This window comes from Citrobacter sp. 21OH12SH02A-Citro (genome assembly GCF_027919895.1).
GTDB lineage: Bacteria > Pseudomonadota > Gammaproteobacteria > Enterobacterales > Enterobacteriaceae > Citrobacter > Citrobacter braakii.
Genome location: NZ_CP114801.1, coordinates 2,215,120 through 2,228,237 on the forward strand (window position 1 = coordinate 2,215,120; position 13,118 = coordinate 2,228,237).

Genomic DNA, 13,118 nt, shown 5'->3' on the forward strand with positions numbered 1-13,118 from the left:
ATTTACCCTCTTGCTGCCAGTGCAGTGACACGGTCATAGGCCGTACCGCTGCGCAGTACATTAATCACGGTTTGCGCATTGGCTTTTAAATCTTCTTCACCGTGCAGGCGCATTAACATGGCGACATTCGCGGCAACAGCAGCTTCATGAGCGGCTTCACCTTTACCTTGTAACAAGCGACTAAGAATGTCACGGTTTTCTTCCGGCGTGCCGCCAGCCAGCTGTTCCTGGTGGTAAGGTGTCAGGCCAAAGTCTTCCGCCGTCAGTTGATAGCTCTTGATTTCGCCATCATGCAACTCTGCCACAATGGTCGGTGCATGCAGGGAAACTTCATCCATGCCTCCGCTGTGCACCACGGCTGCCCGCTGATACCCCAACACGCGCAGCGTTTCGGCAATCGGCAGCACCAGTTCCGGACTGTAAACGCCGATCAGCGCCAGCGGCGGATGTGCCGGGTTAATCAACGGGCCGAGGACGTTAAACAGCGTACGGGTTTTCAACTGTTGGCGTACCGGCATAGCATGGCGAAAACCGGTGTGGTATTTCGGCGCAAACAAGAAACACACACCGAGGTCGTCAAGTGCCTGACGGGATTTATCGGCGTTCATATCCAGATTGATGCCAAAAGCCGCTAACAGATCCGAAGAACCCGACTTGCTGGAGACGCTGCGGTTGCCGTGTTTGGCGACTTTCAGCCCGCAAGCGGCCGCCACAAAGGCGCTGGCGGTGGAAATATTGATACTGTTGCTGCCATCACCGCCGGTACCGACAATATCGGCAAACAGATAATCAGGTCGCGGGAACGGGGCGGCGTTTTCCAGCAGCGCGGTTGCCGCACCGGCAATTTCATTCGGGTGCTCGCCACGAATTTTCATGCTCACCAGCGCCGCAGCCAGTTGTTCCGGCTTCAGTTCACCGCGTACCACGGCGGAGAACAGCTGGTGGCTTTCCTGCTGAGACAGCGTCTGGGCCTGATACAGTTTCTCCAGAATAGGTTGCAGGGTATTGGTCTGTTCGAGTTTCTGTTGCACCCAGGCCAGCGTTTGCTCCAGCAGACGTGCGCCCTGGGTGGTCAGAATGGATTCTGGATGGAACTGGAAGCCACATACGCGATCGGTATCGTGACGTACCGCCATCACCATGCCGTTAAAGTGGGCGTTGATGGTCAATCCGGCCGGAACGTTGCTGCCAACCAGCGAGTGATAGCGCGCCACCGGCAGCGGATTTGCCAGACCGGCGAACATTGCCTGACCGTCGTGTTCAATGCTGGACGCTTTGCCGTGCAGGATTTCCCCCGCCTGTCCCACGTATCCACCATAGGCCTCGACAATGGCCTGATGCCCCAGACAAATGCCGATGATCGGCAGCTTGCCGCGCAGGCGGGTTAACAGCTCCGGCATGCAGCCCGCTTCGCTTGGCGCACCTGGACCTGGGGAGAGCATCAGCACCGGATTTTTCATGGTCGCTAAGCGGTCTATTAATGTCTGGGCCGGAATATGGTTGCGGTAAATCACCACGTTATGACCGTTAGTACGCAGCTGATCTGCCAGGTTATAGGTAAAAGAGTCGATATTATCGAGCAGCAGAATGTCAGCCATTAGAAGGTCTCCTGTGCGTGGTGTGCGGTGGCGATAGCACGCAGAACCGCACGCGCTTTATTACGGGTTTCATCGGCTTCTGACTGCCCAACGGAATCCAGAACAATTCCGGCGCCAGCCTGTACGGTGGCAATACCGTCTTCCACGAGGGCGGAACGAATCACAATACAGGTATCCAGATCGCCATGGGCCGTGAAGTAACCTACTGCACCGCCATAGCTGCCGCGACGACGGCCTTCGGCCTCGGCGATAAGCTGCATGGCGCGAACTTTCGGTGCTCCGCTTAGCGTACCCATGTTCATACAGGCGCGGTAAGCATGCAGCACATCCAGATCGCTACGCAGCTCGCCGACTACGCGGGAAACCAGGTGCATAACGAAGGAATAACGATCCACTTTGGTGAGGTCAGCAACGTAGCGGCTGCCGGGCGTACAGATGCGTGCCAGGTCGTTACGCGCAAGGTCTACCAGCATCAGGTGCTCGGAAAGCTCTTTATGATCGGTACGCATCTCCAGCTCAATACGGCTGTCGAGATCGCGGTCCAGTGACCCGTCCGCACGACGACCGCGTGGGCGGGTCCCGGCAATCGGGTAGATTTCAATCTGCCGGCTGGTGGCATCGTATTTCAGCGAGCTTTCCGGAGAGGCGCCGAACAGTGTGAAATCGTTGTCCTGCATAAAAAACATGTACGGGCTGGGGTTACTTTTCTTCAGCACATAGTAGGCCGCCAGCGGTGACGGGCAGGGCAGCGAGAAACGACGGGATGGAACCACCTGGAAAATTTCGCCAGCGCGAATGGCTTTTTGCATACCACGAACCACGGCGGCAAACTCTTCATCGCTCTGATTGCATTCGCAGCGCATGTGCGGAACTTCAGTGACGGGCAGCGGCGGCGCAGGTTCGGTAAGCTGCTGGCTCAGTTGCGCCAGACGGGCATTAAGACGCTGTTTTTCTGCATCGCTGGGGGTAAATATGCTGGCCTGAATGCGGGTGCTTTTCTTCTGATGGTCGATGACCATGAGCGTTTCTGCCAGATAGAAGCAGTAGTCAGGGCAACGGTTGCCCGCTTCAAGCTGAGGTAAATCTTCAAAACCGGCAACCAGGTCGTAGGAAAACAGACCGCCGAAGAACATCGCTTCACGTTCTTGCGCAGGAACATTCACCAGCTCCTGCAATAAACGGAAGGCATCAAATACGGACAGGGAACATAAGCGGGCGTCTTCATCCAGCAGCGGGCTAACAGCAGGGAATCGCAGATGGCGACCATTCGGCTGTTGTTTGTTCTCAACACCCGCGGGCAGGGCAGCATCCAGCAGCGGCAGCAGCGATGCGCCGTTAGCGGATAATGCCTGAATGGTGACAGTGTCACCGATGGCGGTAATGCGTAATGCGCTGTCGACCAGCAGCAGGCTCTTCAGATCGTCTTTGCTGTCGATATCGGCAGATTCCAGCAGCAGCGTTGCCGGACGTGCGCCACACACCTGATGAAACAGCGCCGTCGGATTTTCACGGTAGGCGGCATCGCAGGCAAGCAGCTCGAGTGTCGGTTTTTGTGTTTGCATCGTTATTCTCATTAATTTTGTTCAAAAAAAAGCCCGCTCATTTGGCGGGCCGGGTATCTGGTTGCATATTGCAGACGTAAGACACTGCCCGAAATCAGGAAGTGCGCCACCAACCGTGCAGAACCAATGTTGCTTTCATCTCAGATACCTTCTTCATGTGAACTTGCGTACTAGTTAACTAGTTCAATGGAATAAAGTCAACACCTGATTTCAGTATATTTGTCTAAACCGCTATGATGGGCGGGTTAAGACATTTAGTGAAACGGGAGCCGCATTGAGCGACACGAATTACGCAGTGATTTATGACCTGCACAGTCATACTACAGCCTCCGATGGGCGATTAACGCCAGAAGCCTTAGTACACCGTGCGGTAGAGATGCGAGTCGGTACACTGGCGATCACCGATCATGACACCACGGCGGGTATTGCGGCGGCAAGAGAAGAAATTTCACGTGCGGGTTTAGCGTTAAATTTGATCCCTGGCGTCGAGATATCAACAGTCTGGGAAAACCATGAGATCCATATCGTGGGTCTGAACATTGATATCGCCCATCCAATGATATGCGAATTTCTGGCGCAGCAAACGGAACGTCGTCAGCAGCGCGCGCGCCTGATTGCTGAACGACTCGACAAAGCGCATATTCCCGGCGCGTGGGAAGGGGCATTACGCCTGGCTGATGGCGGGGCGATCACTCGGGGGCATTTCGCGCGTTTCCTGGTGGAGTGCGGAAAAGCCACAACCATGGCGGATGTCTTTAAAAAATATCTTGCTCGTGGGAAAACCGGTTACGTTCCGCCACAGTGGTGTACAATAGAACAAGCTATTGATGTCATTCATCATTCTGGCGGTAAGGCAGTTCTGGCTCATCCTGGGCGGTACGATCTTAGCGCTAAGTGGCTGAAAAGACTGGTTGCGCATTTTGCTGAACATCACGGCGACGCGATGGAAGTGGCACAGTGCCAGCAGTCTCCCAATGAACGCACCCATCTGGCGACGCTTGCGCGTCAGCATCAACTGTGGGCATCGCAAGGGTCTGATTTTCATCTACCCTGCCCATGGATTGAGCTGGGTCGTAAACTCTGGTTGCCCGCAGGCGTAGAAGGCGTCTGGCAACTTTGGGAACAGCCCGAGACCACAGAGAGGAAAGTATGAGCCAGTTTTTTTATATTCATCCCGAAAACCCACAGCAGCGACTGATCAATCAGGCCGTTGAAATCGTGCGTAAAGGAGGGGTGATCGTCTATCCAACTGATTCCGGCTATGCGTTGGGTTGCAAAATTGAAGATAAAGGCGCAATGGAGCGCATTTGTCGCATCCGTCACCTGCCGGACGGGCACAACTTTACGCTGATGTGTCGTGACCTGTCCGAACTGTCGACCTATTCGTTTGTCGACAACGTGGCCTTCCGTTTAATTAAAAACAACACGCCGGGCAACTACACGTTCATCCTGAAGGGGACGAAAGAAGTACCACGTCGACTGTTGCAGGAAAAACGTAAGACCATCGGCTTGCGTGTACCCTCGAATCCGATTGCGCTGGCGCTGCTGGAAGCGCTGGGCGAGCCTATGCTCTCTACATCACTGATGCTGCCGGGCAGCGAATTTACCGAGTCAGATCCGGAAGAAATCAAAGATCGTCTGGAGAAAGTGGTGGATTTGATTATCCACGGTGGATATCTCGGCCAGCAGCCAACCACGGTCATTGATTTAACCGATGATTCCCCGGTGGTATTGCGCGAAGGCGTCGGCGACGTTAAACCTTTCTTATAAGGGCGCGAACCGCTATACTACGCGGCCTTAAAATGGCGCTGACTGGCGCCGTTGATTCTCCTGTTCGACGCCTGTGAAGGCGACATCTAAAGGAAGCTCTATGAGCGAAAAGTTACAAAAAGTGCTGGCGCGCGCTGGCCACGGTTCTCGCCGTGAAATTGAATCCATAATTGCCGCGGGTCGCGTGAGCGTTGATGGCAAAATTGCCACGCTCGGCGATCGCGTTGAAGTTACGCCGGGTCTGAAAATCCGTATCGACGGTCATCTGATTTCGGTGAAAGAATCTGCGGAGCAAATCTGCCGTGTTCTGGCTTATTACAAGCCAGAAGGTGAACTGTGTACCCGTAACGACCCGGAAGGTCGTCCGACCGTGTTTGATCGTCTGCCAAAACTGCGCGATGCGCGCTGGATTGCCGTGGGACGTCTGGACGTGAATACCTGTGGTTTACTGCTGTTTACCACCGATGGCGAACTGGCGAACCGTCTGATGCACCCAAGCCGCGAAGTTGAACGTGAATATGCGGTGCGTGTGTTTGGTCAGGTTGATGACGCGAAACTGCGCGATCTGAGTCGTGGCGTGCAGCTGGAAGATGGTCCGGCCGCATTTAAAACGATCAAGTTCAGCGGCGGTGAAGGGATCAACCAGTGGTATAACGTCACGTTGACCGAAGGGCGTAACCGTGAAGTCCGTCGCCTGTGGGAAGCCGTGGGCGTGCAGGTAAGTCGTCTTATCCGTGTACGTTACGGTGATATCCCACTGCCGAAGGGCCTGCCGCGTGGCGGCTGGACGGAACTTGACCTCGCGCAGACCAACTATTTGCGTGAACTGGTGGAACTGAAGCCGGAAACCACCTCTAAAGTTGCCGTCGAGAAAGATCGTCGCCGTATGAAGGCAAACCAGATCCGCCGTGCGGTGAAGCGCCACTCGCAGGTTGGCGGCAGCCGTCGTCCGGGCGGTCGCAGCAACAACGGTTAATCATGAGTAGGCCTGATAAGCAACGCGCCATCAGGCGTTAGCGTGGAGCCGGATGCGGCGTAAGCGCCTTATCCGGCCTACTATCAGTAATCGATCCCCATCTGGGCTTTCACGCCCGCTTCAAAGGCGTGCTTAACCGGCCGCAGTTCGCTGACCGTATCCGCTAACTCCAGAATATCGCGATGACATCCACGACCGGTGATAATGACCGTTTGATGGGCAGGGCGCGCGTTTAGGGCATTGATGACCTCGTCGAGTGGCAGATAGTCGTATGCAACCATATAGGTCAGCTCGTCCAGTATCACCATATCCAGCTCAGCGTCGGCCAGCATCCGCTTGCCGTGTTCCCACACTGCCATGCAGGCTGCGGTGTCGGACTCGCGGTTCTGCGTTTCCCAGGTAAATCCTGTCGCCATGACCTGAAACTCAACGCCGTGGGGTTCGAGTAAGTTTCGTTCACCGTTTGGCCACGTCCCCTTAATAAATTGCACTACGCCGACTTTTTTACCGTGGCCTACTGCGCGCGTGGCGGTACCGAACGCGGCGGTGGTTTTACCCTTACCATTTCCGGTGAACACAATAATAATCCCGCGCTCGTCTATGGCGGCGGCAACACGGGCGTCAACCCGGTCTTTTACGCGCTGCTGGCGCTGCTGATAGCGTTCTTCACTCATTGGGCGATTCCTGGTTTACGGCCCGGCTGGGCATCGAAAGTCATACCGGTTTTACGGCGGCTGTCATCGCCCATCAGCCACAGGTAGAGCGGCATAATATCGGCGGGGGTTTTCAATTTTTGCGGATCTTCCGTCGGGAACGCGCTGGCTCGCATGCCGGTACGCGTTCCACCAGGATTGATACAGTTTACGCGCAGGTGGCGGTTCTGATATTCATCAGCCAGAACCTGCATCATTCCTTCGGTAGCAAATTTGGAGGTGGCGTATGCCCCCCAGTTGGCGCGCCCCTGGCGACCGACGCTGGAGGAGGTAAAGACCAGCGATCCGGCATCGGATTTGAGCAACAACGGCAGCAATGCCTGAGTCAGCATAAAGGTGGCGTTCACGTTTACCTGCATCACGTCCTGCCATACCTGCGGGTTTTGCTCGCTCATCGGGCAAATGTCACCGAGCAATCCGGCATTATGCAGTACGCCATCCAGACGCGGGAAATGCGCGGCAATGCGCTGTGCGAGCTGGTGGCATTCGTCAGACGTACAGGTGAGCAGATCCAGCGTGAACCAGTGTGGTTGCGTACCTTTTTCTTCGGCGATGGAGCGGGCAACCTGACGCAACTTTTCTTCGTTACGCCCTAACAGAATAACGGTCGCGCCGTAACGCGCGTAGGTCTGTGCGGCTTCACGCCCGATACCATCGCTGGCACCGGTGACCAGAATAATGCGGTCCTGTAGAAGATCTTGTTTCGGTTGATAATGCACGGCTACTCCTCGGCGACGTCCTGGCCATCTCGTTCGCGATAACTTTTGGGCTTTATGCCTTAAACCCTGTTCTTTTTCAATCAGCCAAAGGCAATAACACCGCAAAATGAACGCGTTGTCATGCTTTTTACTGAATGGATGAAGCAAGACGGGTTAACAAGGCTGTTGTACACTGAGCGAAAGTAGCGTTGTTTAACCAAGGTGGGTCACGTGGAATTGTTGTCTGAATATGGGTTGTTTTTGGCAAAAATTGTCACTGTCGTGGTGGCTATTGCGGTGGTAGTTATGCTGATCGTAAACGCGACACAACGCAAACGTCAGCGTGGGGAATTGCGGGTTATTAATCTCAGCGATCAATATAAAGAGATGAAAGAAGACCTGTCGCTGGCCTTATTGGATGGGCATCAGCAAAAATTCTGGCATAAGGCGCAGAAAAAGAAACACAAGCTTGAGGCGAAGGCCGCTAAGGCAAAAGCGAAACTGGGAGACAGTACGTCATCTGATAAACCACGGGTATGGGTACTTGATTTTAAAGGCAGTATGGATGCCCATGAGGTCAGCGCATTACGCGAAGAGGTGACGGCAGTCCTGGCGGTCGTTAAACCCCAGGATCAGGTCGTAGTTCGTCTGGAAAGTCCGGGCGGCGTAGTACACGGCTATGGCCTGGCCGCGTCCCAGTTACAACGTCTGCGCGATAAGCAGATCCCGCTGACCGTTACGGTAGATAAAGTCGCTGCGAGCGGCGGATATATGATGGCTTGCGTGGCGGATAAAATTGTCTCGGCGCCGTTTGCTATTGTCGGCTCTATTGGCGTTGTGGCACAGATCCCGAACTTTCACCGCTTCCTGAAAGGGAAAGATATTGATATCGAACTGCACACCGCCGGACAGTACAAGCGTACGCTGACCTTACTTGGTGAAAACACGGAAGAAGGGCGGCAGAAATTCCGCGAAGACCTGAACGAAACCCATCATCTGTTTAAAGATTTTGTACAGCGCATGCGTCCGGCTCTGGACATTGAGCAGGTTGCCACGGGTGAACACTGGTTTGGTCAACAGGCGCTGGCCAACGGGCTGGTGGATGAGATCAATACCAGTGATGAGGTGATCCTCGGACTGATGGACGGTCGTGACGTATTAAACGTACGTTATCTGCAGCGTAAAAAACTGATGGACCGTTTTACCGGCAGTGCCGCCGAGAGCGCCGATCGTTTACTGATGCGCTGGTGGCAGCGGGGGCAAAAACCGCTGATGTAAAATTGTAATTGCCGGATGAGGCGCAGCCGTCATCCGGCAAATCATTTCTCGTGTTAATCGATCAAGTGATACTTTTCAGAAAGTACGTGCGCCAGATGTTTAAACATATTAAACACCGCCGTACTTTTGGGCGTCGGTAGCCCTTGCTCGTCTAAAAAGTAATCTCCGCTGAAAACCAGCACGCCATTTCGCTGCGTTACGCCGGTGGCGACAATCCCCGCCAGCGTGTCCTCATGCTCACGAATGATTTTGTTGGCTTCAATCAGCAGTGTTTCGCGATCGATGGGTTGAGTGTCTTTATGCATTATTTACTCCTTAAACAAGGACATTAGTCTACGCCGAGCCCGGCTTATGGGCAAATATTCCCTGACTTAAATGAAGGTCTTACGACAGTGTTGCAAGTGGCGAGATTTGTTTTTGCATGCTAATAAAGTTGCGTAACGCATTTTATCAGGTACAGTGTGACGCTTTCGTCAATCTGGCAACAGATTTGCTTGACATTCGACCAATACTCCGTCGTGCTATAGCGTTTGTGAGCGAAAAAGCCTGTTAACTCAGTTACATGAGAGTTACATTACAAGCGCGAATCAGTTTAAGGGTTGATATCCGCCGACGCAGAGACCATATCGATGTCTCGTCGCCAGTGGAAGGTGAATCAACGTGCGACGCATTCTGGAAGAATCAAATTAGGTAAAGGTGAATATGGGTAAAGCTCTTGTCATCGTTGAGTCCCCGGCAAAAGCCAAAACGATCAACAAGTATCTGGGTAATGACTACGTGGTGAAATCCAGCGTCGGTCATATCCGTGATTTGCCGACCAGTGGCTCAGCAACTAAAAAGAGCGCCGACTCAACCTCCACCAAAACGGCTAAAAAGCCCAAAAAGGATGAACGTGGCGCTCTCGTCAATCGTATGGGTGTTGACCCGTGGCACAACTGGGATGCGCGCTATGAAGTGCTGCCCGGTAAAGAAAAAGTTGTTTCTGAACTGAAGCAACTGGCTGAAAAAGCCGACCACATCTATCTCGCAACCGACCTTGACCGCGAAGGGGAAGCCATTGCGTGGCACCTGCGGGAAGTGATCGGCGGCGACGACACCCGCTACAGTCGCGTGGTGTTTAACGAAATTACCAAAAACGCTATTCGTCAGGCGTTTGAAAAACCGGGCGAACTGAACATCGACCGCGTCAATGCGCAACAGGCGCGCCGCTTTATGGACCGTGTTGTGGGCTATATGGTGTCGCCGCTGCTGTGGAAAAAAATTGCGCGAGGCCTGTCAGCAGGCCGCGTACAGTCGGTTGCCGTGCGTCTGGTGGTTGAGCGTGAACGCGAAATCAAAGCATTCGTTCCAGAAGAGTTCTGGGAAATTGATGCTAACACGACGACGCCAGGCGGTGACGCGTTACCGCTTGAGGTGACGCATCAGAATGATAAACCGTTCCGTCCGGTCAACCGGGAACAAACGCTTGCCGCCGTTAGCCTGTTGGAAAAAGCGCGCTACAGCGTTCTGGAACGTGAAGATAAGCCGACCAGCAGCAAGCCGGGTGCGCCGTTCATCACCTCCACCCTACAGCAGGCCGCCAGCACGCGTCTGGGCTTCGGCGTGAAGAAAACCATGATGATGGCGCAGCGCTTGTATGAAGCGGGCTACATCACTTATATGCGTACTGACTCAACCAACCTGAGTCAGGATGCGGTGAACATGGTTCGCGATTACATCAGCGATAATTTCGGCAAAAAGTATCTGCCGGAGAGCGCGAACCAGTACGCCAGCAAAGAGAACTCGCAGGAAGCGCACGAAGCTATCCGTCCTTCCGATGTCGCCGTTCAGGCGGAATCGCTGAAAGATATGGAAGCCGATGCGCAAAAACTGTATCAGCTGATCTGGCGCCAGTTTGTTGCCTGTCAGATGACGCCTGCTAAATATGATTCCACCACGCTGACGGTGGGTGCGGGTGATTTCCGTCTGAAGGCGCGTGGTCGTATTCTGCGCTTCGATGGCTGGACGAAAGTGATGCCTGCGCTGCGTAAGGGCGATGAAGACCGCATTTTACCTGCGGTGGATAAAGGCGATACGTTGACGCTCATCGAACTGACACCTGCGCAACACTTTACCAAACCGCCTGCGCGCTTCAGTGAAGCTTCGCTGGTTAAAGAGCTTGAAAAACGTGGGATTGGTCGCCCATCCACGTATGCGTCGATCATTTCTACGATTCAGGATCGCGGTTATGTTCGCGTTGAGAACCGTCGCTTCTACGCTGAAAAAATGGGTGAAATCGTCACCGATCGTCTGGAAGAAAACTTCCGCGAACTGATGAACTACGACTTTACCGCGCAGATGGAAGACAGCCTCGACCAGGTGGCAAATCACGAAGCCGAATGGAAGGGCGTACTCGACAACTTCTTCACTGATTTTACTCAGCAACTGGATAAAGCCGAGAAAGATCCTGAAGAGGGCGGTATGCGTCCGAACCAGATGGTGCTGACCAGCATTGATTGCCCAACCTGCGGTCGCAAGATGGGTATTCGTACCGCCAGCACCGGCGTTTTCCTGGGTTGTTCTGGCTATGCGCTTTCCCCGAAAGAGCGTTGCAAAACCACCATTAACCTGGTGCCGGAAAACGAAGTGCTGAACGTGCTGGAAGGCGACGATGCGGAAACCAACGCTTTGCGCGCCAAACGTCGCTGCCAGAAGTGCGGCACGGCGATGGACAGCTACCTTATCGATCCTAAGCGCAAGCTGCATGTATGTGGTAATAACCCTACCTGCGACGGCTATGAGATCGAAGAAGGCGAATTCCGCATCAAGGGTTATGACGGTCCTATCGTTGAGTGCGAGAAATGTGGCTCTGAAATGCACCTGAAAATGGGACGTTTCGGCAAGTACATGGCGTGTACCAACGACGAGTGCAAAAATACCCGTAAGATCCTGCGTAACGGTGAAGTTGCTCCACCGAAAGAGGATCCGGTTCCGTTGCCGGAACTGCCGTGTGAAAAATCTGATGCGTATTTCGTGTTACGTGATGGTGCTGCAGGTATCTTCCTGGCGGCAAATACGTTCCCGAAATCACGTGAGACACGTGCGCCGCTGGTTGAAGAGTTGTACCGCTTCCGCGATCGTCTGCCGGAAAAACTGCGCTATCTGGCAGATGCGCCGCAGACTGACCCGGACGGCAACAAGTCGATGGTTCGTTTCAGCCGTAAAACCAAGCAGCAATACGTTGCTGCGGAGAAAGACGGTAAGGCGACCGGCTGGTCCGCGTTCTTCGTTGACGGTAAATGGGTAGAAGGGAAGAAATAACAGCATTCCGGCTGAGTTTCTCCTCAAAGGGTCGCGTAAGCGGCCCTTTTTGTTTCTGGCGTATTATTTTTTGCCATCCCTATACAGCTCACATAGAAATGATATAGTGGTTATAGTTAACACACTTTTTATTATTAAATCGTATTAGCAGCGCCAACGAGCCTGCTCTGAAACGATGATTTGATGGCGCAAATCGGGATGGCTTAACATGAAATTACAGCAGCTTCGCTACATTGTTGAGGTGGTGAACCACAACCTTAATGTCTCCTCAACGGCGGAAGGGCTTTATACCTCGCAGCCAGGTATCAGTAAGCAAGTTCGTATGCTGGAAGATGAACTTGGCATCCAGATTTTTGCCCGTAGCGGTAAGCACCTGACCCAGGTTACGCCAGCGGGGCAGGAAGTCATTCGAATCGCGCGAGAAGTTTTGTCGAAGGTGGACGCCATTAAGTCCGTTGCTGGCGAACATACCTGGCCGGACAAAGGCTCACTGTATATCGCCACCACGCACACTCAGGCGCGTTACGCTTTGCCGAACGTTATTAAAGGCTTTATTGAGCGTTATCCACGCGTCTCATTGCATATGCACCAGGGGTCGCCGACGCAAATCGCCGAAGCCGTCTCGAAAGGGAATGCAGATTTTGCTATCGCGACGGAAGCCCTGCACCTGTATGACGATCTGGTGATGCTGCCTTGCTACCACTGGAACCGTTCGATTGTCGTTACGCCGGACCATCCGTTGGCGGGCAAATCCGCCGTATCCATTGAAGAACTGGCGCAGTACCCGCTGGTGACCTACACGTTTGGATTTACCGGACGTTCGGAACTGGACACCGCGTTCAACCGTGCGGGTCTGGAGCCGCGTATAGTTTTTACCGCGACCGATGCCGATGTCATTAAGACCTATGTACGCCTGGGACTCGGCGTGGGGGTAATTGCCAGTATGGCGGTTGATCCTGTCTCCGACCCTGACCTGGTGCGCGTTGATGCCCATGATATCTTCAGCCATAGCACCACCAAGATTGGTTTTCGTCGCAGCACTTTTTTACGCAGTTACATGTATGATTTTATTCAACGTTTCGCGCCGCATCTGACGCGTGATGTGGTGGATACTGCGGTGGCGCTACGTTCCAACGACGATATTGAAGCCATGTTTAAAGATATTAAATTGCCTGAGAAATAATAACGGCTGTTACCTCGTCGGTATCCTCAAACATAAAGCG

12 protein-coding genes and 1 other annotated feature are annotated in these 13,118 nt (G+C 53.7%); of the genes, 6 read left to right on the forward strand and 6 right to left on the reverse strand.

The genetic code is table 11. The annotated features are described in order from the left end of the window. Nucleotides 1-2: 2 nt before the first annotated feature. The 3 genes from trpD to trpL all read right to left on the reverse strand — a co-directional run bounded on the left by trpD (nt 3) and on the right by trpL (nt 3,317). Complete coding sequence (trpD, locus tag O6D90_RS10765) at nt 3-1,598, reverse strand: bifunctional anthranilate synthase glutamate amidotransferase component TrpG/anthranilate phosphoribosyltransferase TrpD (RefSeq protein WP_016156655.1); 1,596 nt, start codon at nt 1,596-1,598, stop codon at nt 3-5. After that, a complete protein-coding gene (locus tag O6D90_RS10770; protein WP_016156654.1) occupies nt 1,598-3,160 on the reverse strand; it encodes an anthranilate synthase component 1 in 1,563 nt (520 codons plus the stop codon). Before O6D90_RS10770 ends, trpD begins: the two co-directional genes overlap by 1 nt. 23 nt (nt 3,161-3,183) lie before the next feature. Beyond that, nucleotides 3,184-3,278 (reverse strand) — a sequence feature (Trp leader region). Then, complete coding sequence (gene trpL, locus O6D90_RS26355) at nt 3,255-3,317, reverse strand: trp operon leader peptide (RefSeq protein ID WP_071600350.1); 63 nt, start codon at nt 3,315-3,317, stop codon at nt 3,255-3,257. It overlaps the preceding feature by 24 nt. A 117-nt stretch (nt 3,318-3,434) precedes the next feature. Between trpL and rnm the strand changes: the two genes are divergently transcribed. The 3 genes from rnm (at nt 3,435) to rluB (ending at nt 5,906) form a co-directional block, all read left to right on the forward strand. After that, nucleotides 3,435-4,313 carry an RNase RNM gene (rnm, locus tag O6D90_RS10775; protein WP_016156653.1) on the forward strand — a complete coding sequence of 293 codons (879 nt, stop codon included), beginning with the start codon at nt 3,435-3,437 and terminating at the stop codon, nt 4,311-4,313. Further along, nucleotides 4,310-4,930: an L-threonylcarbamoyladenylate synthase gene (locus O6D90_RS10780; protein WP_016153256.1), complete on the forward strand. Its 621-nt coding sequence runs from the start codon at nt 4,310-4,312 to the stop codon at nt 4,928-4,930. Before rnm ends, O6D90_RS10780 begins: the two co-directional genes overlap by 4 nt. Nucleotides 4,931-5,030: 100 nt before the next feature. Next, nucleotides 5,031-5,906 (forward strand): 23S rRNA pseudouridine(2605) synthase RluB, encoded by an 876-nt coding sequence (rluB, locus tag O6D90_RS10785; RefSeq protein WP_006684306.1) that lies wholly within the window; start codon nt 5,031-5,033, stop codon nt 5,904-5,906. Nucleotides 5,907-5,989: 83 nt separating this feature from the next. Here rluB and cobO read toward each other — a convergent pair whose 3' ends face one another. Further along, a complete protein-coding gene (gene cobO, locus O6D90_RS10790; RefSeq protein WP_016156652.1) occupies nt 5,990-6,580 on the reverse strand; it encodes a cob(I)yrinic acid a,c-diamide adenosyltransferase in 591 nt (196 codons plus the stop codon). Next, nucleotides 6,577-7,338 (reverse strand): YciK family oxidoreductase, encoded by a 762-nt coding sequence (locus O6D90_RS10795; protein ID WP_016156651.1) that lies wholly within the window; start codon nt 7,336-7,338, stop codon nt 6,577-6,579. Before O6D90_RS10795 ends, cobO begins: the two co-directional genes overlap by 4 nt. Before the next feature lie 210 nt (nt 7,339-7,548). Between O6D90_RS10795 and sohB the strand changes: the two genes are divergently transcribed. After that, entirely contained in the window at nt 7,549-8,595 is a 1,047-nt protein-coding gene (gene sohB / locus O6D90_RS10800) for a protease SohB (RefSeq protein WP_016153253.1), read from the forward strand. Nucleotides 8,596-8,648: 53 nt separating this feature from the next. Here sohB and O6D90_RS10805 read toward each other — a convergent pair whose 3' ends face one another. After that, on the reverse strand, nt 8,649-8,900 hold the full coding sequence (locus O6D90_RS10805) for a YciN family protein (protein WP_003020616.1): 252 nt from the start codon (nt 8,898-8,900) through the stop codon (nt 8,649-8,651). 397 nt (nt 8,901-9,297) lie between these two features. Between O6D90_RS10805 and topA the strand changes: the two genes are divergently transcribed. Together topA and cysB are read left to right on the forward strand one after the other, a co-directional pair. Then, entirely contained in the window at nt 9,298-11,895 is a 2,598-nt protein-coding gene (topA, locus tag O6D90_RS10810; RefSeq protein WP_016153252.1) for a type I DNA topoisomerase, read from the forward strand. A gap of 208 nt (nt 11,896-12,103) precedes the next feature. Next, a complete protein-coding gene (gene cysB, locus O6D90_RS10815; RefSeq protein ID WP_016153251.1) occupies nt 12,104-13,078 on the forward strand; it encodes an HTH-type transcriptional regulator CysB in 975 nt (324 codons plus the stop codon). Nucleotides 13,079-13,118 lie beyond the last annotated feature (40 nt).